General features: G+C 68.3%; 19 protein-coding genes. 15 read left to right on the forward strand and 4 right to left on the reverse strand.

What is annotated here, in order from left to right:
• Positions 1 to 8: 8 nt before the first annotated feature.
• The 12 genes from ACQ5DX_RS24075 (at position 9) to ACQ5DX_RS24130 (ending at position 11,157) form a co-directional block, all read left to right on the forward strand.
• On the forward strand, positions 9 to 884 hold the full coding sequence (locus ACQ5DX_RS24075; RefSeq protein ID WP_430334984.1) for an SDR family oxidoreductase: 876 nt from the start codon (positions 9 to 11) through the stop codon (positions 882 to 884).
• A complete protein-coding gene (locus ACQ5DX_RS24080) occupies positions 877 to 1,662 on the forward strand; it encodes an SDR family oxidoreductase (RefSeq protein ID WP_430334985.1) in 786 nt (261 codons plus the stop codon). Before ACQ5DX_RS24075 ends, ACQ5DX_RS24080 begins: the two co-directional genes overlap by 8 nt.
• Positions 1,663 to 1,689: 27 nt before the next feature.
• Positions 1,690 to 2,139: an FAS1-like dehydratase domain-containing protein gene (locus ACQ5DX_RS24085; protein WP_430334986.1), complete on the forward strand. Its 450-nt coding sequence runs from the start codon at positions 1,690 to 1,692 to the stop codon at positions 2,137 to 2,139.
• A complete protein-coding gene (locus ACQ5DX_RS24090; RefSeq protein WP_430334987.1) occupies positions 2,136 to 2,552 on the forward strand; it encodes a MaoC/PaaZ C-terminal domain-containing protein in 417 nt (138 codons plus the stop codon). Before ACQ5DX_RS24085 ends, ACQ5DX_RS24090 begins: the two co-directional genes overlap by 4 nt.
• Complete coding sequence (locus ACQ5DX_RS24095; RefSeq protein ID WP_430334988.1) at positions 2,549 to 3,526, forward strand: NADPH:quinone oxidoreductase family protein; 978 nt, start codon at positions 2,549 to 2,551, stop codon at positions 3,524 to 3,526. Before ACQ5DX_RS24090 ends, ACQ5DX_RS24095 begins: the two co-directional genes overlap by 4 nt.
• Before the next feature lie 35 nt (positions 3,527 to 3,561).
• Entirely contained in the window at positions 3,562 to 4,761 is a 1,200-nt protein-coding gene (locus ACQ5DX_RS24100; RefSeq protein ID WP_430334989.1) for an acyl-CoA dehydrogenase family protein, read from the forward strand.
• A 127-nt stretch (positions 4,762 to 4,888) separates the two neighbouring features.
• Positions 4,889 to 6,091 carry an ABC transporter substrate-binding protein gene (locus tag ACQ5DX_RS24105; RefSeq protein ID WP_430334990.1) on the forward strand — a complete coding sequence of 401 codons (1,203 nt, stop codon included), beginning with the start codon at positions 4,889 to 4,891 and terminating at the stop codon, positions 6,089 to 6,091.
• Positions 6,088 to 6,963, forward strand: a complete 876-nt coding sequence (locus ACQ5DX_RS24110; protein WP_430334991.1) for a branched-chain amino acid ABC transporter permease — start codon at positions 6,088 to 6,090, stop codon at positions 6,961 to 6,963. The genes ACQ5DX_RS24105 and ACQ5DX_RS24110 overlap by 4 nt, the downstream gene beginning before the upstream one ends.
• Positions 6,963 to 8,009 carry a branched-chain amino acid ABC transporter permease gene (locus ACQ5DX_RS24115; protein WP_430334992.1) on the forward strand — a complete coding sequence of 349 codons (1,047 nt, stop codon included), beginning with the start codon at positions 6,963 to 6,965 and terminating at the stop codon, positions 8,007 to 8,009. Before ACQ5DX_RS24110 ends, ACQ5DX_RS24115 begins: the two co-directional genes overlap by 1 nt.
• On the forward strand, positions 8,006 to 8,785 hold the full coding sequence (locus tag ACQ5DX_RS24120) for an ABC transporter ATP-binding protein (RefSeq protein WP_430334993.1): 780 nt from the start codon (positions 8,006 to 8,008) through the stop codon (positions 8,783 to 8,785). The genes ACQ5DX_RS24115 and ACQ5DX_RS24120 overlap by 4 nt, the downstream gene beginning before the upstream one ends.
• A 4-nt stretch (positions 8,786 to 8,789) precedes the next feature.
• Positions 8,790 to 9,509, forward strand: coding sequence for an ABC transporter ATP-binding protein (locus tag ACQ5DX_RS24125; RefSeq protein WP_430335786.1), 720 nt, complete (start codon positions 8,790 to 8,792; stop codon positions 9,507 to 9,509).
• Positions 9,510 to 9,516: 7 nt separating this feature from the next.
• Positions 9,517 to 11,157: a class I adenylate-forming enzyme family protein gene (locus ACQ5DX_RS24130; RefSeq protein WP_430334994.1), complete on the forward strand. Its 1,641-nt coding sequence runs from the start codon at positions 9,517 to 9,519 to the stop codon at positions 11,155 to 11,157.
• Here ACQ5DX_RS24130 and ACQ5DX_RS24135 read toward each other — a convergent pair.
• From ACQ5DX_RS24135 to ACQ5DX_RS24150, 4 genes are all read right to left on the reverse strand, one after another.
• Positions 11,138 to 12,979, reverse strand: a complete 1,842-nt coding sequence (locus ACQ5DX_RS24135; protein ID WP_430334995.1) for an AMP-dependent synthetase/ligase — start codon at positions 12,977 to 12,979, stop codon at positions 11,138 to 11,140. The two genes, ACQ5DX_RS24130 and ACQ5DX_RS24135, sit on opposite strands and share 20 nt — an antisense overlap.
• A 97-nt stretch (positions 12,980 to 13,076) precedes the next feature.
• Positions 13,077 to 14,708: an ABC transporter permease gene (locus tag ACQ5DX_RS24140; protein WP_430334996.1), complete on the reverse strand. Its 1,632-nt coding sequence runs from the start codon at positions 14,706 to 14,708 to the stop codon at positions 13,077 to 13,079.
• On the reverse strand, positions 14,705 to 15,604 hold the full coding sequence (locus ACQ5DX_RS24145) for an ATP-binding cassette domain-containing protein (RefSeq protein ID WP_430334997.1): 900 nt from the start codon (positions 15,602 to 15,604) through the stop codon (positions 14,705 to 14,707). Before ACQ5DX_RS24145 ends, ACQ5DX_RS24140 begins: the two co-directional genes overlap by 4 nt.
• Positions 15,601 to 16,251, reverse strand: a complete 651-nt coding sequence (locus ACQ5DX_RS24150; protein ID WP_430334998.1) for a TetR family transcriptional regulator — start codon at positions 16,249 to 16,251, stop codon at positions 15,601 to 15,603. The genes ACQ5DX_RS24145 and ACQ5DX_RS24150 overlap by 4 nt, the downstream gene beginning before the upstream one ends.
• 186 nt (positions 16,252 to 16,437) lie before the next feature.
• On the opposite strand from ACQ5DX_RS24150, the gene ACQ5DX_RS24155 reads away from it, so the two are divergent.
• The 3 genes from ACQ5DX_RS24155 to ACQ5DX_RS24165 all read left to right on the forward strand — a co-directional run bounded on the left by ACQ5DX_RS24155 (position 16,438) and on the right by ACQ5DX_RS24165 (position 20,785).
• Positions 16,438 to 18,036: an acyl-CoA synthetase gene (locus tag ACQ5DX_RS24155; RefSeq protein WP_430334999.1), complete on the forward strand. Its 1,599-nt coding sequence runs from the start codon at positions 16,438 to 16,440 to the stop codon at positions 18,034 to 18,036.
• A 63-nt stretch (positions 18,037 to 18,099) separates the two neighbouring features.
• Positions 18,100 to 19,167, forward strand: coding sequence for a hypothetical protein (locus ACQ5DX_RS24160; RefSeq protein WP_430335000.1), 1,068 nt, complete (start codon positions 18,100 to 18,102; stop codon positions 19,165 to 19,167).
• A 64-nt stretch (positions 19,168 to 19,231) separates the two neighbouring features.
• A complete protein-coding gene (locus ACQ5DX_RS24165; RefSeq protein ID WP_430335001.1) occupies positions 19,232 to 20,785 on the forward strand; it encodes a succinic semialdehyde dehydrogenase in 1,554 nt (517 codons plus the stop codon).
• Positions 20,786 to 20,849 lie beyond the last annotated feature (64 nt).

Here is a 20,849-nt window from a genome sequence, read left to right on the forward strand (position 1 = left end):
GGACGACGATGAACCAACTCGACAATCGCGTGATCGTGGTGACCGGCGCGGGACGCGGCATCGGCCGCGAGCACGCCCTGCTGGCCGCCGCCGAGGGTGCCCGCGTGGTCGTCAACGACACCGGCGCCGGTCCCGACGGCAAGGGATCGGACCCGTCGTTGGCGACTCGGGTTGCCGACGAGATCACCGCGGCCGGTGGTGTCGCGGTCGCGAACGACGCGGACGTCACCACGATCGACGGCGCGAAGAGCCTGCTCGACACGGCGCTCGGCAGCTTCGGCGAGGTGCACGGACTGGTCAACAACGCGGGCATCCTGCGAGACCGCATGTTCGTCAACATGAGTGAGGACGAGTGGGACGACGTCATCACCGGACAGCTCCGGGCCACGTTCGCCCCGTGCCGCGTCTTCGGCGCACACTGGCGCGACCGGTCGAAGGCAGGTGACGACGTCAAGGCGTCGATCGTGAACGTCTCGAGCACGTCCGGTCTACTCGGTGCCGTCGGGCAGAGCAACTACGGCGCCGCGAAGGCCGGTATCGCGTCGCTCACGGTGATCCTGGCGCAGGAGTTGCAGCGCTACGGGATTCGCGTCAATGCCATCACCCCGGTGGCCCGCACGCGCATGACCGAGGACGTCCCCGGCATCAAGGAGATGGTGGCGGTGCCCGCGGACCCGGACGCGTTCGACGTGTACCACCCGGGCAACGTCTCGCCGGTCGTCGCGTACCTGCTCACCGAGCAGTGCCCGGCGAGCGGTTCGGTGTTCTACGCCAAGGGCGGCGAGATCCGTCAGTTCCTCGGCTGGCAGTACGGGAAGATCCTCGACAAGGGCGCGCGTTGGACCGTCGACGAGCTGGTGCAGGAGATGAGCGGTCTTGTCTGAGCTCGCCACTCCCACCCCCGGCCCCGCACATGGACTCGTCCAGGGGCGCTCCGTGATCGTCACCGCGGCGGCCGGCACCGGAATCGGATTCGCTGCGGCACAGCGATTCGCGGCCGAGGGCGCGCGATTGACGATCAGCGACCGGCACGAGCGTCGGCTCACCGAGGCCGCAGACCGCATCGAATCCGAGTTCGGCACCCGGCCGCTCACGATCGTATGCGACGTGACCGACCAGCAACAGATCGACGACCTCATGGACGGTGCGGTGGCCGCGTACGGAGCCGTCGACGTCCTGGTCAACAACGCGGGTCTCGGCGGCACGGCGAGCGTCACGGACATGACCGACGACCAATGGAATTCGGTCCTCGACGTCACGCTCACCAGCACGTTCCGCGCCACCCGTTCGGTGTTGCGACACATGGTGCCGCGCCGCGCCGGCGTGATCATCAACAACGCCTCGGTGATCGGCTGGCGGGCCCAGGCCGGGCAGGCGCACTACGCCGCCGCCAAGGCGGGTGTGATGGCACTGACCCGGTGCTCGGCACTGGACGTCGCCGAGCACGGCATCCGCATCAACGCGGTCTCGCCCAGCATCGCGATGCACGCCCACCTGGCCAAGGTCACCAGCGACGAACTCCTCGGACAGCTCAGCGCCCGTGAGGCTTTCGGGCGGGCGGCCGAGCCGTGGGAGATCGCGAACGTCATGGTGTTCCTGGCCAGCGACTACTCGTCGTACATGACCGGCGAGGTCGTCTCCGTCAGCAGTCAGCACGCCTGATTCGGCCCGCACATCCCTGGAGGGAACATGGCAAACGCAGACGCCGTCGGCATCGAGGGCAAGACTTACGACCTCGATGTCGAGCGTGGCAAGATCCGCGAGTTCGCAGTGGCGACCTACTCGTCGAACCCCGATTATCTCGCGCGTGAGGATGCGGTGTCGCCGCCGACCTTCCTCACCACCACGAACTTCTGGGCCCCGCCCGAGGGAAATCCCTGGAACGCAGTCGAATTCGACGGCAAGCGCGGCCTGCACGCCGAACAGCAGTACGAGTTCTACGGCCCTCCGCCGAAGGCCGGGACGCGGTTGCGGTGCACGTCCCGGATCACCGACGTCTACACCAAGCAGGGCCGTCGCGGCGGCAAGTTGACGTTCGCGGTGATGGTCACCGACTTCGTCGACGAGACGGGCACGCTCGTGGCCCGAGCAATCATGACCGGCGTCGAAACCGCCCGACCCGCAACGGAGGACGCATGACCATCACTTCGACAGTTCCCGCTCCCTGGACCGTCGGGCCGGTCAGCCGGACCGACTTCGTCCGCTACCAGGGAGCCTCGGGCGACATGAACCCGATCCACCACGACCAGACGTTCGCCGAGGCCGCCGGCTATCCGTCGCCGTTCTCGGTCGGCATGTTCCAGGCCGGACTGCTCGCGACGTACGCGTGTGAGTGGCTCGGCGCCGAGAACATCCGCTCGTACCGGGTCCGCTTCCTCGAACAGGTGTGGCCCGACGACGTGCTCACCTGCACCGGGCAGATCCTGCGCCAGCACGAGGAGGACGGCGTCGCCAAGGTCGATCTCGAGCTCGACTGCGCCCGACAGACGGGCGGACTCGCGGTCAAGGCGTGGGCCACGTTCGTCACCGACCCCGCCGGGGAGTCGGCGTGAAGGCTCAGCTGTGCCGGACGCTGGGAGCGCCGGACACGTTGCGGTACGAGGACGTCGCGTCGCCGGTCCCCGGCCCCGGCGAGGTGCTGGTGGAGGTGCACGCATCCGGCGTGAACTTCCCCGACGGCCTCATCGTCGCAGGCAACTACCAGACCAAGCCGCCGCTGCCGTTCGTGCCCGGCTCGGAGGCGGCCGGGGTGGTGCAGGCTATCGGCGCCGACGTTACCGGCATCGCCGTCGGCACCCGGGTGCTCGCCTTCTGCGGCATGGGCGGCTACGCGGAGCAGGTCGTCGTCTCCGCGAGCATGATCTTCCCCATCCCGGATGCGATGTCGTACACCGACGCCGCCGGGTTCGCCGTCACCTACGGGACGTCGTGCCACGGCCTGGTCGACCGAGCCGATCTCCGGGCGGGGGAGACTCTGCTGGTGCTCGGAGCGTCGGGTGGCGTCGGGCTGACCGCCGTCGAGATCGGCAAGGCCCTGGGGGCACGCGTGATCGCCGCGGCGTCGAGCCCGGAGAAGCTCGAGCTCTGCCGGGCTCACGGTGCGGACGAGACGATCGACTACTCCCGTGACGACCTGAAGGAGCGGCTCGCCGCGCTCACGGACGGCGGGGTGGACGTCGTGTACGACCCGGTGGGCGGCGACCACGCACAGACGGCGGTGCGCTCGCTCGCGTGGGGTGGGCGCTACCTGACGGTCGGGTACGCGTCGGGCGACATCCCGAAGGTGGGGCTCAACCGCTTGCTCGTGTGCTCGGGCTCCGTGCACGGGGTGCTGTGGGGCGCGTGGGCGAAGCGCAACCCGGAACGCAACGCCGACAACATGAATCGCCTGTTCGGCTGGTACGAGCGGGGTGCCCTCCGGCCGCACGTCAGTGCGACCTTCCCGCTGACGAACGCGGCGGAAGCGCTGGACGTCGTCATGGGACGCCGAGCGCTCGGCAAGGTCGTCCTGACGTCCGCCGGATAGCCGCACCGCCACCTTCGAATCGAGAGGAACCCCTGGTGGATCTGTCACCGAGTCCCGAAGCCCGCGAGATCATCGCCCGGCTCGAGAAGTTCATGGACGAGTACGTGTACCCTGCGGAGGAGGTGTACGCGAAGCAACTCGCGGCCGACGGCCCGCACAGCCACGTCCTGCCGCCGGTCGTCGAGGAACTCAAGACCGAAGCCCGCCGGCAGGGGATGTGGAACCTCTTCCTGCCGGCGCTGTCCGGGCTCACCCACCTGGACTACGCGCACATCGCGGAGGTGACGGGTCGATCGCCCTACATCGCGCCGGAGGCCCTCAACTGTTCCGCACCCTCGACCGGGAACATGGAGATCCTCCACATGTTCGGCACGGACGAGCAGAAGCAGCGGTGGCTCGAGCCTCTGCTCGACGGCCGCATCCGGTCGGGCTTCTCCATGACGGAACCGGACGTCGCGTCGTCCGACGCCCGGAACATCTCCACGTCGATCGTCCGCGACGGCGACGAGTACGTGATCAACGGGCGCAAGTGGTGGACGACGGGCGCGGCCGACCCGCGCTGCGAGATCCTCGTGGTGATGGGCAAGACGGATCCCGACGCGGCGCCACACCGCCAGCAGTCGATGATCCTCGTGCCGGTTGCGACGCTCGGCGTCGAGATCATCCGGTCGCTACCGATCTTCGGCTACCACGACCAGCAGGGGCACGCCGAGATCCAGTTCACCGACGTCCGGGTTCCGGTCGCCAACATGCTCGCCGGTGAGGGCGAGGGCTTCGCGATCGCCCAGGCGCGGCTGGGTCCCGGCCGCATCCACCACGCGATGCGTTGCATCGGGATGGCCGAGCGCGGACTGGAGTTGATGGTGCGACGCACAATGGCGCGCAACGCCTTCGGCGGTCCCATCTCCGACCAGGGTGTGGTTCGCACCTGGATCGCCGAGTCCCGCATGGAGATCGAACAGGCACGGCTACTGGTGCTCAAGACAGCGTGGATGATCGACCGTGTCGGTGCGAAGGGTGCGCAGATCGAGATCGCGGCCGTCAAGGTGATCGGTCCACGTGTGGCCCGGTCGGTGTTGAACCGGTCGATCCAATGCCACGGCGGCGGAGGCGTCACCGACGACTTCCCGATCGCGCGCATGTGGGCCAGCGCCCGCATCCTCGGAATCGCCGACGGCCCGGACGAGGTGCACATCCGCAGCGTCGCACGGCAAGAGTTGCGGAAGTACCGCTGATACCGGAGGTCGGGTCGGAATTATTGTCGGACAGAGTATTTCGGCCCGATTTCCGGAACGATCTGCCTCCGGGAGGCTATCGTGTTTGTAGCAAACGTTTGATTCGTTACCGGCCGAGAGGTTGAAGATGCGGAAGAAACGTGGCATGCAGGTCGCGCTCGTCGCGACGGGAGTGCTTCTTGTGGGCGGTTGTTCGGCAGTGTCGGAGCCGGCCCCGGACACCATCGTCATCGGCATGGACGAGGATTCGACCGGTCCCGGCGCGTCCTACAGCGTCATCGTCGGAGACACGGTGCGAGCGGCGGTTGCCGACATCAACGCGAGCGGCGGGATCAACGGCCGCCGGATCGTCCTCGAGGTCGGCAACGACGAGAGCGATCCCACGAAGACGCCGTCGGTCATCCGGCGCATGGTCGACAAGGGGGCCAGTGCCGTCATCCTCGCCACCGGCAGCGGGTCGGTGATGCAGGCGAAGTCGGTTCTCCAACGGTCCGGAATCCCCGGCATCTCGCCGAACGTACTGGTGGACAGCTTCGCCCGCGCACCCGACGAGCAGTACGCCTTCATGGTCGCGAACTCGCTCTCGCAGTACGCCGAGGTCTACTGCGGCGCCTTTGCTGCCGAGAAGTACGGCAGACTCGCGGTCCTGGCCGATTCCAGTGCGGCCATCGACGGCGTGATGGCCACGCTCGAACCGCCGCTGCGGCAGTGCGTCGATATCACCAAGGTCGAGAAGGCGGACGTCGACGCCGCGGACATGACCGCACAGGTGTCGCGTCTGCTCGAGACGAAACCGGACGCGGTCCTCGTGGCCAGCGTCGGGGGACACTTCGAGATCCTCGCGCACGACACCCTGCACCGGAATGCGCCGCAACTGCCCCGATTCTCGTTGGCATCCATCGGAAACCAACCCAAGTCGTGGGCACTCGCCGATCGGGGGGCGCTCGACGGAATGGTGTTCATGGGCAGCCTCACAAGTGCGAACCCGCGGACCGTGGAACTTGCCGACATGTTGAAGCCGACGAAGGGTGCCGACTACCAGCCCACCGCCTACGACGCGCAGGCCCTCGACACCGTCCGGCTGCTGCAACGGGCGTTGGGTTCGGTGGACGACCCGCAGGATCGAGGTGCGGTGCGGGACGCGCTCGAGAGCGTCCGCGATCTGCCCGCGTCGTTCGGACAGTCGGCGCTCACGCTGTCGTACGGCCCCACGGACCACCTCGCCGCGGACAGCCTGTGTGGGCTCGTCCTCATGGAGTTCGGTCCGGACAACACCCCGCAGGGTCCGTGGGGTGCGTACCAACCGTCCTGCATCGAGGAGGCCCCGTGAGCAACGCACAACTCTGGATTGCGGCTGTCGAGATCGGCGCCTTCTTCGCGCTGATAGCCCTGGCCATGTATCTCGTAGTGATCGGCACCGACTTCTTCAACTTCGCGATGGGGCCCTACGCGATGGCCGCCGCGCTTTCGGCGAGTTGGCTGGTGGTCGAGCAGGGAGTCCCGCTCTGGCTCGCGGTCGTCGCCGGCACAGCCCTGGCGGTCGTACTGTCCCTCGCCACCGAACTGCTCGTGATCCGTCCGGTCCAAAGGAGATCCGGGCGCGGAGAACTGCCCGCCCTCGTCGCCGTCACCGCGGTCCTGTTCGCGGTCCAACAGCTCGCGGGCACAGTCTTCGGGCGAACGCCTCTACCCGGAACGAGCCTGTTCGACATCGGTCCCTTCGTTGTCCTCGGTGTCACAGTGAGCGGCACGACTGTCACCCTGGTGGTGGGCGCGGCGATCGTGTTCGCGCTCACCGTGTGGTGGCTGCACTCGTCGGCTACAGGCCGGTTGCTGCGGGCGGTTGGCGACAACCCCGAGGCAGCGCGGACACTCGGCCTGCCCGTCGCGCGAATTCGCCTGGTGGCCTTCGCGGTCGCCGGCGTCATCGCGGCCCTTGCGGGAATCCTGTTCGCGCCCAAATCCGGTGTGCAGTTCACGAGCGGCCTGTCGTGGACACTCACCGCATTCCTCGCCCTGGTCATCGGCGGAACCGGACGGGCCTGGGCGCCGCTCGTAGGTGGCTTGATTCTCGGATTTGCGCAGGTGTTCGCCCCCTACTACTTCGGCGCGAGCGCCGCCCAGACAGCGATCTTGGTGATCGCGTTGGCGTTCTTCGCATTCCGGCCGGAAGGACTGATCACCCGAAAGGTGCGTGTGTGATGACTGTCTCGACTACCGATACCGCGCCGAGTCGGTCGCGCCCGCGTGTGCGGGCCGCCCGGGGACCTCGCTCTGTACGCGAACTGGGCATCACCGTCGGCGTTCTTGCCGTGGTGCTGATCTGGGTGGGACCAAGCCTGTACCGACAGGACCTCGTCTTCCTTGCGGCGATGTACGGCCTGGTGGCGCTGGGCATGTATGTGCCGTTCGTTCTCGCCGGCTCGCTGTCGATGGCGTACAGCGCCTACGCGGCGATCGGCGCCTACGCGGTGGCGCTCGTCGCGAAGCACACCGACTGGTCGATGTGGTGGGGATGGATTGCCGGAGCCGTCGTGTCAGCCGTTGTCGCGCTGGTTCTCGGACTCGTGACGCAGCGGCTGTCCGGGTTCTATCTCGCGGCCGTGACGTTGCTCTTCAGTCTCGCCTTCAAGTACTGGATGATCGACGCGCGATCGATCACGGGCGGCGCGGGCGGCATCACCCGGATCCCCCCGGTCTCCGTATTCGGTTGGGAACCACCCGGTTATCTTCTGGTCGCTGGGGCCGTCGTTTTCGTCTGTGCGATCGCGGTGCTCGTCGATCGGCTGAGGAAGTCCGTCTGGGGAATCATCCTCCAAGCGTCCCGCGAGAGCGATGACGCGGTCCGAGCTGCCGGTGTGAAGCCGGCCCACCTGCGTATGGTCGCGTTGGCGATCGGGGCGGCGATCGCCGCCTTCGGAGGCTCGCTCTTCGTCGGCTCCGTACAGGCCGTGACTCCCGAGACGCTCACGCTCAATCTGGTCTTCCTGGCGATCTTCATGCCGATCATCGGTGGTCGTGGCACGGCTTGGGGAGCACCACTGGGCGCGGTTGTGGTCGTCGCGGTCACATTGAACATGCCCGGCTACCAGGGCAGCGGTGAACTCCTCCTGGCCCTGGCCGTCCTCTTGATCATCATCGTCGCTCCCGGGGGCCTGATCGGATACGCGCAGTGGTGCTGGACCCGGGTGCAGGCGGTGATGTCGGCACGACGGGGGAACTCCACCGACGAGAGGGGGAGACGATGACAGCGTCCACGGCGACGGAGCCGCTCCTCGAGGTGCGCGGGCTGTCGAAGTCGTACGGCGGAGTTAAAGCCGTGCAGGATATTTCGTTCTCGGTGGGACCGGGGGAGGTGGTCGCGCTCGTCGGGCCGAACGGGGCCGGCAAGACGACCCTGATCGACATCGTCTTCGGGACCCAACGTGCGGACGCCGGTGAGGTCCGCTTGCGCGGACGTCCGCTGACCGGCTCGAGCGAGCGCCGCGCTCGGCAGGGTCTGGCCCGGACGTTCCAGCACCCTCAGGTGGCCCTGGAGTTGACCGCTCTCGAGAACATCGTGCCGGGGCTGTTCGGCAACCGGATCGGATCCTTCCGATCCGCGTGGGCATGGGCGTGGCGGGGGCTGTCCAGCGCACCCGAGTCTGCGATCACCATTGCCGCAGAGGTCGCGGCCCGGTACGGGATCGACGACGTGACAGTGCCCTGTGGGGACGTGAGCCTGGGTACCCGCAGGCTCGTGGAGGTGGCACGCGCGATGGCGAGCGAACCCGCCGTGCTCCTGCTCGACGAGCCCTTCGCCAGTGGTGACCCGGAGAGTATCGAGGCGATCGCCGGTGCCGTTCGCACCATCCAGGAGGCGGGCAACGGCGTGGTGCTCGTCGACCACAACGTCGATCTCGTTCGTGAACTCGCGACCAGTGTCGTCCTCCTCAACTTCGGCGAGGTCGCCTTCGCGGGGACACCGGAAGCATGCATGAGCAGCCCCGCTATGCGCGAGGTGTACTTCGGAGAGGAGGCGTGACGTGATGCTGCGGGTGCAGGAGATGACGGTGCGCTACGGATCGGCCGTCGCTGTGTCGTCGGTGTCGATCACGGCCGAATCAGGCAGTGTGACAGCGGTGGTCGGTCCGAACGGTGCGGGCAAGAGCAGCTTGTTCTCGGGTGTATTCGGCGCGATCCGCTCGACGGGTGCGGTCCACCTGGACGGTGCGGACCTCAGCCGGGAGTCCGCGATGACACGCGGTCGGCGTGGGTTCGCGTATGTCCCACAGGGCCGGCAACTCTTCATGAAGATGTCGGTCGTCGAGAACCTGGTGGTCGGCGCAGATCTGCTCGGCCTTCCGAAGTCGTCGGTCGATTCCGCGATGGACCGGTTCCCGGTTCTGCGGGAACGGGCCGGACGTTACGCCGGAGTGCTCAGTGGTGGCGAGCAGCAGATGCTGGTGCTGGCACGTGCTCTGCTCGCGGATCCCAAGGTGCTGCTTCTCGACGAGATGACCACCGGGCTTGCGCCCAAGATCGTTGCGGGACTGCGTGAGACCGTACGTGACCTCGCTGCGTCCGGTGTCGCGGTGCTGATCGCCGAACCCGCACTGACCGCACTGAAGACGATCGTCGACCGGGGATACGTGATGCAGCGGGGGCGCATCGTCGCGGAGTGCGGCGGCGCGGACGAACTCGACAGACAGTACCGCCGCTCGATGGGTGTGACCGAGGCGAGCATCGATGCGGCGCTACACGAATGAGGTGAACATGACGACGAACGGCGATGTGGTGGCACAGCCCATCCTCCCGGGCACTTTCGCGACCGCACCCGAACTCTACGAGGTACTCTCGGTAAGCGAGGTCGTGCGCAGCTGGGCGCGGCAGATTCCCGATCGTCCTGCGCTCGTCACGCCCGACCGGTCGACGACGTGGCACGAGTACGACCGGTTGGCCGATGCGGTGGGGCGGGCACTGCGCGGGGCCGCGGCGGGTCCGGGCTCGCAGGTGGCGCTGCTACTGCCCGACACGGCGGGAGTGCATGCCGCGCTGTGCGGTTGCTTCCGGTCCGGCCGGGTCGCCGCGGCCATCGGTGTGCGCTCCGGGGTGCGGGAGGTCGCGCACATCATGCGCCGTGCGGGCGCCGCGGTACTGGTGACCGCGCAGTCGATTCGCGGACGGTCGTGGCGCGACCTCGTCGACCAACTGCGTGAGCAGGGTGTGTCACCCGCGGACGTCGTGGTGATCGACGAGGACGCCGGCACCGCGACCCGGCATCGACTCGGCGGCGTCGAGTCGACCGGCGTCGTGCCGCCGGGGGTGCCGTTCACCACGTCCGACGTGACGATCCTGAATTCGACGTCCGGTACGACGGGGTTGCCGAAAGTGGTGGCGCACAACGAACGGAAGTGGGTGGAGTTCGCCCGCGAGGCCATGCTGGGCGGCCGGATAGGTCCCGGCGACGTGGTCTGTTCGGTGGTCCCGGCGCCGTTCGGGTTCGGTCTGTGGTCGGCGCACTTCCTGCCGGCGCTTCTCGGTGTCCCGGTCGTGGTGACGCCGAGATTCGACGTCGACGAGATGGCAATGATGATCGAGCGTGAGCGGGTAACCGTACTGTGCTGTGTCAGTACACAGTTCAGGATTCTCCTGCGGTCGGAAGCAGTGAATCGGCACGACCTGTCGAGTCTCCGAGTCCTGTACACCGGGGGTGAACCGGTCCCGTACCGAGACGCCCGGGCGTTCGAGGAGCGCACCGGCGCCAGGGTTCTGCAGTTCTACGGTTCCAACGAAGCTGGTGTCGTGAGCCGCACGACCCTGGATGACGACGTCGAGACGCGACTGCGTACGTGCGGTCACGTGCTCGAGTCGGCGAACGTGCGGGTGCTCGACGACTCCGGGGCCGACTGCACGGGCACGCCCCGGCGCGGTCAGCCCGCGGTGTGCGGTCCGCTCGTATCGTCCGGGTACTGGGAGGATTCGGCGGCGAACGCCGAGCTGTACACCGACGACGGCTGGATGCTGCTCGGCGACGTGGTGGAGATCGACGACGCGGGCCGGGTGCGCGTCGTCGGTCGCAAGGCGGACTTCATCATCCGCGGTGGCAAGAACATCTCGGTCGTCGAGATCGAGGAACTCGTCGGCGGCCACGAGGCGGTGTCGGATGTGGCGGCCGTCGGGGTGCCCGACGACGTCTTCGGTGAACGCGTCTGCGCTGTAGTCGTTCTCGTCGACGGCGGTCATCTCGACACCGGTACGCTCGCGGACTGGCTGCGATCTCGGGGAGTGACGACCGAGTACCTGCCCGAGCACGTCGTCACCGTCGACTCACTCGTGCTGGGACCGGGCGGCAAGACCGATCGCCGGGCCGCACGGGCCGTCGCGGTGGCGGCGCTCAGCCGTACAGTTCCGTGATGCGCTCGGAGAAGTTGTCGACCACCTTCTTGCGCTTGAGTTTCATGCTCGGGGTGATCTCGCCGTTCTCCACGGTGAGTTCCCGCTCGAGGATCGTGAACCGCTTGATCTGTTCCCAGCGGTTGAGCCCGGCGTTGAGCTGATCCACGTAGGCGCTCATCATCGCGACGGTCGGTCCGGCGGTGGCGATCTCGCGCAGGGGCTTGTCTCCCATGCCGTTCTCGACCGCCCACTCGGCGATCGCCTCGCCGTCGAGGCTGATGAGGGCGACGCAGTACGACTTGCCCTCGCCGTCCACGATGATCTCGCCGACGTACGGGCAGATGCCCTTGAACGTCGCGGCGATCGCCGACGGTGCCACGTACTTGCCGTTGGACGTCTTGAACATGTCCTTCTTGCGGTCGGTGATCCGCAGGAAGCCGTCGGCGTCGATCGTGCCGATGTCGCCGGTGCGGAACCAGCCGTCGGGTTCGAGTGATTCGGCGGTCGCCTCCGGATTCTGGTGGTAGCCGCTCATCACACCTGGGCCCTTGACGAGGATCTCGCCGTCCTCGGCGATCTTCACGTCGGTGCCGGGGATGGGCCAGCCGACGGTCCCGAACCGGTACGCCGACGGCCGGTTCACGAGCGACGCGGCGCTCGTCTCCGACAGCCCGTAGCCCTCGAGGACGACGATGCCGACCGCGTCGAACCACCGCGCCACCTCGCGATCCAACGCGGCGGAACCGGAGATGAAGAACTTCAGCCGGCCACCGAACCGCTCACGGATCGTGCGGAACACCAGTCGGTCGGCGACGGCGTGCTGGACTTTCTGCTTGCGCGACAGCGGCTTTCCCGCCGGTTGTGCCTTCGACGCGGTCAGTCCCACGCCGATCGCCCAGTCGAAGATCTTCTCCTTCACGCCGCCCTCGGTCTTGACCGTGCCGACGATGCGGGCGTAGGCCTTCTCGAAGATCCGTGGCGCCGCACCCATGAACGTCGGCTTCACGACCGCGAGGTTGTCGATGATCTTGTCGACCCGGCCGTCGACGGCGGTCGCGAACCCGATCTGCAGCGGTAGCGTCAGCAGCACCTTCCCGAACACGTGCGACAACGGCAGCCACAGGTACTGCAAGTCGTCCGCGTCGATGATGCCGGTGGCGTCGATCGCCGCGGCCTCGTACGTCCACGCCGAGTGCGGCAGCCGCACACCCTTGGGTCGTCCCGTCGTGCCCGACGTGTAGATCAGCGTCGCCAGGCTGTCCGGCGAGATCCGGGCGATCCGCTCGTCGACGGCGCCGGGGCGTTCGGCGAGCAGTCGGTCGCCGAGCCGCTCGAGCTCGTCGAAGCCGATCACCCACTCGTCGTCGGGCGCGGTGCCGTCGATGAGCACCACCCGCTGCACGTCGGGCAGCTCGTCGCGGTGCTCACGGAGCTTGGCGAGCTGGGCCTCGTTCTCGGCGACGACGAGCCGGCTGCCCGAGTTCGACACGATGAACGCGACGTCGGGCGCGGTCGTCGTGGGATAGACGGTGGTGGTCGCGGCGCCCGCGCACATCACCGCCAGATCGGCGAGCACCCACTCGTAACGGGTGGTCGACGCCACCGCGACGCGCTGCTCTGCTTCGACGCCCAGCGCGATCAGACCGGCCGCCAACGTGCGGACCCGTTTGCCCGCCTCGGACCAGGTGACGCTCGACCACCCATCACCACTGGGGTACCGGAAGGCTTCGGATCGGGGTGTCGCGGCAACCCGGTCGACGAAGAGATGAGCAACCGACGGCGCCCGCTCCTCGATCTTGGACCAGTCCACGACCTCGTCTGACGCGCGCGAAGCTGTCATGTTTCCGAGTCTAGGAACCCCGCCGCAACCCCTGAACGGGAATTCACGGCACGGTTCGGTCTCGAAAGCGTGACGTGAATTCCCGTTGAAGCGGTGGTCAGCGGAGATCGCGGCGGCGCAGCGCGGCGAGGCCGGTGACCAGGAGTGCCGCGGCGATCAGCAGCAGCCACACGATCGGCGCGACCTCGAACGAGCCGCCGGGCAGGCGGGGCAGGTGCAGGAAGGGCACCAGGTCGAGCAGCGGCCGCGGGACGTCGGCGACCATGCCGAACACGTACAGCGCCATAATCGCGCCGAAGACACCCCACGCGGCGGGCGCGAAGCGCGGGATCAAGCCGAACATCGCGACCGCGATCCCGGTCAGCAGCCACACGCCGGGCAGCTGCACCAGCCCGGCGGCGAGAATGCGCGGCACCTGTCCGCCGACGTCGTCGATCGACGTCCCGTACGCGATTCCCGCCGCGAGGCCGGCGATCGTGAGTGCGACAGCGGGGCCGAGGAGCGCGAACCCGATGTGGCTCATCGCCCAGCGCGGCCGCCCGATGGACGCGGCCAGCACCGACTCGGCGCGGCCGGATTCCTCCTCGTCGTGCAGTTGCAGCACCGCGGAGATCGAGTACGCGCCGGCGAGAAGCCCGAAGATGGTGAACGCCAACTGGAGGAACGAGTCCTCGATCGCCTGCGCGCCGCCCAGACGGGCCAGCGCCTGCGTGACGGCTGTGCTGCTCCCCAGCTGATCGCTGACACCGTGTGCGGCGCCGCCCATCACGAGCGCGAACACCGTCAGTCCCACGGTCCACGCGACCAGGAGTCCGCGTTGCGAGTGCCACGCCAGTCCGACCGGACCGGACAGCGACGGCGGCGACGTTGCCGGGCCGGGGCGTTCGGCGATGAGGCCGGCGCCGAGGTCCCGGTGCATGAGCAGTCGGTATGCGACGGCGACGAGCACGACGGCGGTCACGGCCGACAGCAGCAGCACCCACCAGCGTTCGTCGGCGTACGGGCGCAGCTGCTGCGCCCAGCCGATCGGCGACAGCCACGACAGCGTCCCCGATCCGGCGTCGCCCACGGCGCGGAACAGGAAGGCGACCGCGAGCACCGCGAACGCGATGCCGCGGGCGAGCCGGGCGCCGGTGCTCACCTGCGCGGTCACCGCGGCGACGCCGGCGAACACGACACCCGCCCCGAACACGGCCGCCCCGAACGCGATTGCGCCGGAGCCGCCGATTCCGATCGAGATCAGGCCGAGGGCGCCGACGACGGCGCTGACGGCCGTTCCGATCGCCGCGACGAGCAGCGCCGCCGTCAGGCCCGCGTACCGACCGACCGCTGTCGAATCGAGCAGTTCGGTGCGGCCCGTCTCCTCCTCGTTCCGGCTGTGCCGGATCACCGTGAGGATGACGGCGACGGCGACGAACGTGAACAGGTAGCCGGCACGCCACGTCGTCAGCGCGCCCACACTGGATCCGAAGATCGGTCCCACCAAGGCGATTTCGGACTTCAGGGACGCGGTGGACGCCGCGAAGGCGTCGAGCTGACTCTGGGTGGTGTACAGCCCCATGATCGCTTTGCCGTAGACGATCGGCAGCAGGCCGATGGTGATCGACCACAACGGCAGGATCACGCGATCGCGTCGCAGGGCCAGGCGCACCAACGCCGCGGTGCCGGTGAAAGGCGAAGACGCCGAGGCCGCCGGGCGGACGGCGGTCGGAGCCACGGTGGTGGTCATACCCGCACCTCCTCCGAGAGTTCGTAGTGCCGCAGGAACAGCTCCTCGAGCGTCGGCGGCGTGCTGACGAGGCTGCGCACGCCGGTGTCGCCGAGCGTGCGGATCAGTGCGCCGAGACTGTCGGCGTCCACCTGGCAGTGCAGCGTGCTGCCGTCGATCCGGATGTCCTCGACACCGGGAATCCGGCTGAGATCACCTGGGTCGCCGGTGAGTTCGGCCGTGATCGACGTGCGGCTGAGGTGACGCATCGACGCGATGGAGCCGCTCTCGACGGCCTTTCCGGCCCGGATGATGGTGACCTTCTCGCACAGCGCCTCGACCTCGGACAGGATGTGACTCGACAGCAGCACCGTCGTGCCACGTGTGCCGGCCTCCGTGACGCAATCACGGAACACCTTCTCCATCAAGGGATCCAGTCCCGACGTGGGCTCGTCCAGCAGGAGCAGGCGGGCGTGCGACGAGAGGGCGGAGATCACCGCGACCTTCTGCCGGTTGCCCTTCGAGTACGAGCGCGCCTTCTTGTGCGGGTCGAGGTCGAATCGCTCGATCAGGTCGGCGCGTCGATCCCGGTCGAGTCCGCCGCGCATCCGGGCGAGCAGGTCGATGATCTCCCCGCCGGTCAGCGACGGCCACAGCGTCACGTCACCCGGGACGTACGCGACATCGCGGTGCAGGTCGACGGCGTCGCGCCACGCGTCGCGGCCGAACACCGTCGCCGTGCCACCGTTCGCGCGCAGCAGGCCCAGCAGCACCCGGATCGTGGTGGACTTGCCGGCGCCGTTGGGGCCGAGGAACCCGTGGACCTCGCCCTCGCCGACCGTCAGGTCCAGCCCGTCGAGTGCCCGGGTGGAGCCGAACGACTTCTGAAGCTTCTCGACTTCGATGATCGTGGTCATGCCCTCTCCTCGGAAGGTGGGTTGTGGGTGTAGGCGTCGAGCATCGTCGAATCGGCCAGCAGCCCTTCGGTGTAGACCTCGAGTGCGGGGAGCATGATCTCGTCGGTCATCTCCCGGATCACGCGGGCGTAGTCCACCGAGCCGTCCGTATCGGCGTGCATCTGCAGGTACAGCAGTGTCGAGCCGAGGCTCTGCATCGCGAGGTATCGGGCTCGCGCGGCAGGGTCGCGACTCGGTCGCACCCGCCCCTCGGCGACGCCGGCCTCGAGGTACTCCTCGACACCGACGACCATGTGTTCGAACAGGGATGCGGCGAGCTCGCCACCGGCCTGGAACGACCGGACGAGATACGCGACGAGCGGCACGTACCGGTCGATCTCGCTGAGGGACTCGAGCATCCGGGCCGGACCGGTCGCCGTGAGCACCTCACGCTTCTCGGTCAGGATGATGTCCGAGACGTACTCGTCGCACGTAGCCCGGAGGCCCTGCTTGGAGCCGAAGTGATGGTTCACCAGGCCGGGCGAGACCCCGGCCGTCGTCGCGACCGCGCGGATCCCGGCGCCGAATCCCTGCTCACCGAAGACGCGGATCGCGGCGTCGCGGATACGCGCCCGGGTGTTGAGATCCCGGTCCGGCGGAACAGCCATGGCTGAACACATGTTCAAAGTGTTGCTCGCCTGTTCAATGCCAGGCAAGGGTCCGGGCGCGTTCCTGACGGGATCTTGACGGCGACACCGGCGCAACGATTTTGGCCCATCAAACGCTCGATTGTGTTAGCTTCGCGAACGAATGGGCCCGTGATCCGGGTCACTACCGAGTGAGGATGGACTTTCGTGACGCTGAACATCGCCGACCTGTACGAAGCCGTCACGGACGCGATTCCCGACCGGGCTCCGGTGGTGTGCGGCGACGAGCGGCGCAGCTACGTGGAGCTGGACCGGAGGGCCAACCGGCTCGCGCACCACCTCGCGTCGGTCGGGGTGCAGCCGGGGCAGCACGTCGCCATCCACATGCGTAACCGCATGGAGTACGTCGAGGCACTGTTGGCGTGCATGAAGATCCGGGCGGTCCCCATCAACGTCAACTTCCGCTACACCGACGCCGAGCTGGTCTACCTCTACACCAACTCCGAGAGCGTGGTGCTGATCGTCGAGAACGAGTACCTCGAGTCGGCCGGCGCCGCGCTGCCGCAGGCGCCCGGGATCGGGCACGTCGTCGTGGTCGGCGAGCACGACGGACTACCATCCGGCTACGACACCGTGACCGTCGCGGACTACGAGGACGCTCTGGCGGCGCAGCCCGACACGCGCGGCTTCGGCCCGCGCAGCGCGGACGATCACTTCGTCATCTACACCGGAGGCACCACCGGCATGCCCAAGGGCGTGGTGTGGCGGCACGAGGACTTCTACTACGCGGCCCTGTCCGGCGGGAACATCGGTGGCGCACCAAGGCATTCGGTCGAGGAGGTGGTTGCCGGCGCGGTCGCGAACACCGAACCGCAGGTGTACCTGCTGATCCCGCCGCTGATGCACGGCGCCGCGATCTACTCGCTGCTCACCGCGTTCCTCATGGGCGCGCCCCGCGTTCTCACCCGCACCTTCGACCCGGTCGAGGTGCTGCGGCTGATCGAGGCGGAGAAGATCGCCGGTGTCACCGTCGTCGGCGATGCCATCGCGCGGCCCATCGCGGAGGCCATCCGCGAGCACGGCGACCGCTACGACCTCAGCTCGCTGAAGCTGATGGGCTCCGGCGGTGCGCTGTTCTCGCCCAAGCTCAAGGACGAACTGCGCGAGATGGTTCCGGGTCTGGTCATCAAGGACGCCTTCGGGGCGTCGGAGACCGGCAACGACGGCATCGTCGAGTTCGGCGACGACGGCACCAAGCGAATCCGGTCCAACCCCAACATGGTTCTCGTGGACGAGGCGTTCCGGTCGATCGCGGCGGGCAGCGACGAGGTGGGCTACCTCGCGCGCAAGGGCCACGTCCCGGTCGCGTACTACAACGACGACGCGAAGACCGCGGCGACGTTCCCGGTGGTCGACGGGGTGCGGATGGCCGTGCTCGGCGACATGGGGCGGATGGAGGCGGACGGCACCATCCTGCTCCTCGGCCGCGGCTCCACGTGCATCAATTCCGGTGGCGAGAAGGTGTATCCGGAGGAGGTGGAGCAGGCGCTCAAGACGCACCCGGCGGTGCTGGACGCGCTGGTCGCCGGGGCACCCGACATCCGGTTCGGCGAGAAGGTCGCCGCCGTGGTTCAGCTGCGGCCCGGATTCGACGACGCCGATGCCGCCGCGATCGCCGAGCACTGCCGTACCCACGTGGCGGGCTACAAGATCCCGCGGTCCGTGGTGGTGGTTCCGGTGATCCGCAGGTCCCCCAGCGGGAAGGCCGACTACCGCTGGGCGAAGGAGGTCGTTTCGGCCATCTGAGCCGGGATTTTCCGGTTCCTCGCAAGTGCGCAATTGTGGACAAGCGTCCAATTGTTTGTTGAAATGAGTCGCTTCGAGCGCATCTCGACCACCGTCTCGGTAGCCCTTGTCTCGGTACAGCACTGGAGGAACGAGTTGCGTAGGATCCCGTCGCTCCACGACGACGTGTCCGGCGGTGTGACCGTCGGGTACTCCGCGAAGGTGCGCTCCAGGAGTTCTGTGTTGCGGCGGTTCCTGACGCTGCTCGCCTTGGTCGCATCGATCGCCGCGGCGTCGACGACGGTCGTTCACGCCGCCCCCGTGTCCACCGCGAGTGGAGACGGGGTCGGAATCCGACTGCTGGATCCTTCGGGCGGAAGCTTCCCGGAGCAGAACTACATCATCGACCATCGTCAGCCCGGCGGGACGATCCAACGGCGCGTGCAGGTCACGAACAGCACGGCTCAGAACCGGACCGTCGACGTCTACGCCGGCGCCGCCTCGCTGCGGAACGGTGAGTTCACGGTCCAGGACCGGGGCACCGCCAATCGGCTCACCACCTGGGCGAGCGTGAACAGGCAGAGCCTGCCGCTCGCCGGCGGCACGAGTGCCGACGTGACGGTGACGATCACCGTCCCCGCGGACGCACCGGCGGGGACCCAGTACGGCGTCGTCTGGGCACAGCCCGTCACCGATGGCTCCGCACTGGCGACGGCGCCCCGGGTGGGCGTCCGGGCGTACGTGACGGTGGAGCCCCCGACCGGACGCACCGCGGACTACACGATCGTCGGGCTTGCCGCCGAACGTGATTCCCGCGGCCAGGCCGTCGTCGTCGCCGACGTCCGCAACACCGGCACCTGGGCGGTGGCCCTCGAGGGCGAGGTGACCCTCTCCCGCGGACCCGGAGGGGCGACCGTCGAGCCGGTGCCGTCCGACGACGCGACCATTGCCGCCGGGGCCACCGGAAAGGTGCGCTTCCGGATCCCCGACAGCGCCGACCTTCCGAACGGACCGTGGCAGGCGGGCGTGACCCTCCGGAGCGCCGCGATCGAGCGTGAGTACGCCGGCGAGATCACCTTCCCGACCGCCGGCACCGGTGGGGGTTCGCTCGGCAGTCTCGGATTCGGCAGCCTCGGATCCGGATCCCTGTGACGGTGACCACGGACGGGGTAGGTTGTGTGTAACTCGAAATCTACTCACCGGTAGGAGTACAAAAATGCCTGCTCCGTCAGCGGCGACGTTCGCCCGCCTCGCCGATCTCATCGCGATCCCCGACCGGGCCGACCGACCGACTCGTCCGGTCGTCGAGGCCTTCACCGGGCGTGAACTCGCGACCGTCCCGGTGGGGACCGCGGCCGATGCGATCGCCGCGATCGAGCGGGCCCGCGTGGCGCAGAAGGCATGGGAGCAGCGGTCGCCGTCCGAGCGTGCCGAGATCTTCCTGCGCTACCACGATCTGGTGCTCGCGCACCGCGATGCGCTGATGGACATGGCGCAGGCCGAGACCGGCAAGTCCCGGGCGTCGGCGATGGAGGAGGTCCTCGACATCGCGATGACCTCCCGCCACTACGCCCGCGTGGCCCCGAAGCTGCTGCGCCCCAAGCGCGTCCAGGGCATGCTGCCCGGGCTCACCAAGACCGTGGTGCGGCACCACGCGAAGGGCGTCGTCGGCGTCATCTCGCCGTGGAACTACCCGATGACCCTCGCGGTGTCCGACGCGATCGCCGCGCTGCTCGCGGGCAACGCCGTCGTGATCAAGCCGGACAGCCAGACGCCGTACTGCGCGCTGGCGTGCGTCGAGCTGCTGTACCAGGCGGGGCTGCCGCGCGAACTCTTCGCAGTGGTGCCCGGCCCCGGCTCGGTGGTCGGCACCGCGCTCGTCGAGCACACCGACTACCTGATGTTCACCGGCTCCACCGCCACCGGACGGCTGCTCGCCGAGCAGGCCGGACGTCGCCTGATCGGGTTCTCCGCCGAACTGGGCGGCAAGAACCCGATGATCGTCGCGGCGGGCGCGAACCTGCGCGAGGTGTGCGACGCCGCGGTCCGTGCGTGCTTCTCGAACTCCGGTCAGCTGTGCATCTCGGTCGAGCGCATCTACGTCGAGGAGGCGATCGCGCCCGAGTTCATCCGCATGTTCGGTGAGCGGGTCCGGAACATCGGCCTGGCGCCCGGCTACGAGTTCGGCATCGAGATGGGCAGCCTCGTCTCCGAGGACCAGGTCAAGACCGTGTCCGGCCATGTCGACGACGCGGTCGCGAAGGGCGCCACCGTCGTTGCCGGCGGCAAGGCACGTCCCGACCTGGGCCCGCTGTTCTACGAGCCGACGGTGCTCACCGATGTCACCCCCGAGATGGAGTGCTACGCGAACGAGACGTTCGGGCCGCTGGTGTCGATCTACCCGGTCGCCGACGTCGAGGAGGCCATCGCGCGCGCCAACGACACCGAGTACGGACTCAACGCCAGCGTGTGGGCCGGCAGCCACGCCGAGGGCGAGGCCATCGCGGCCCGCGTGAAGGCGGGCACCGTCAACGTCGACGAGGGTTACGCCCCGACCTGGGGCAGCACCGCCGCCCCGATGGGCGGCATGGGTGTGTCCGGTGTCGGACGTCGACACGGTGCCGACGGCCTGCTCAAGTACACCGAGGCACAGACGGTCGCGACCACCCGCGTGGTCAATCTCGGTGGCCCGCCGTGGCTTCCGGCCAAGGCGTGGGCCAAGCTCCTGCCGCCGTCCGTCAAGGCCCTCAAGTACCTGCCGGGGCGCTGACCAGCCCGACACATCGTTAGCCATGCGTACGACCTCTCGAGGGGGTGGGCGCACCCGTTAGTCT

Source organism: Rhodococcus sp. ACT016, assembly GCF_050477185.1.
Lineage (GTDB): Bacteria > Actinomycetota > Actinomycetes > Mycobacteriales > Mycobacteriaceae > Prescottella.

Excerpts from the sequence above, each read along its gene's own strand:
- ACQ5DX_RS24075 (WP_430334984.1), top strand. The coding sequence starts at position 9 with ATGAACCAACTCGACAATCGCGTGATCGTGGTGACCGGCGCGGGACGC.
- ACQ5DX_RS24085 (WP_430334986.1), top strand. The coding sequence starts at position 1,690 with ATGGCAAACGCAGACGCCGTCGGCATCGAGGGCAAGACTTACGACCTC.
- ACQ5DX_RS24090 (WP_430334987.1), top strand. The coding sequence starts at position 2,136 with ATGACCATCACTTCGACAGTTCCCGCTCCCTGGACCGTCGGGCCGGTC.
- ACQ5DX_RS24105 (WP_430334990.1), top strand. The coding sequence starts at position 4,889 with ATGCGGAAGAAACGTGGCATGCAGGTCGCGCTCGTCGCGACGGGAGTG.
- ACQ5DX_RS24115 (WP_430334992.1), top strand. The coding sequence starts at position 6,963 with ATGACTGTCTCGACTACCGATACCGCGCCGAGTCGGTCGCGCCCGCGT.
- ACQ5DX_RS24120 (WP_430334993.1), top strand. The coding sequence starts at position 8,006 with ATGACAGCGTCCACGGCGACGGAGCCGCTCCTCGAGGTGCGCGGGCTG.
- ACQ5DX_RS24125 (WP_430335786.1), top strand. The coding sequence starts at position 8,790 with ATGCTGCGGGTGCAGGAGATGACGGTGCGCTACGGATCGGCCGTCGCT.
- ACQ5DX_RS24130 (WP_430334994.1), top strand. The coding sequence starts at position 9,517 with ATGACGACGAACGGCGATGTGGTGGCACAGCCCATCCTCCCGGGCACT.
- ACQ5DX_RS24135 (WP_430334995.1), bottom strand. The coding sequence starts at position 12,979 with ATGACAGCTTCGCGCGCGTCAGACGAGGTCGTGGACTGGTCCAAGATC.
- ACQ5DX_RS24140 (WP_430334996.1), bottom strand. The coding sequence starts at position 14,708 with ATGACCACCACCGTGGCTCCGACCGCCGTCCGCCCGGCGGCCTCGGCG.
- ACQ5DX_RS24145 (WP_430334997.1), bottom strand. The coding sequence starts at position 15,604 with ATGACCACGATCATCGAAGTCGAGAAGCTTCAGAAGTCGTTCGGCTCC.
- ACQ5DX_RS24150 (WP_430334998.1), bottom strand. The coding sequence starts at position 16,251 with ATGGCTGTTCCGCCGGACCGGGATCTCAACACCCGGGCGCGTATCCGC.
- ACQ5DX_RS24160 (WP_430335000.1), top strand. The coding sequence starts at position 18,100 with ATGAGTCGCTTCGAGCGCATCTCGACCACCGTCTCGGTAGCCCTTGTC.
- ACQ5DX_RS24165 (WP_430335001.1), top strand. The coding sequence starts at position 19,232 with ATGCCTGCTCCGTCAGCGGCGACGTTCGCCCGCCTCGCCGATCTCATC.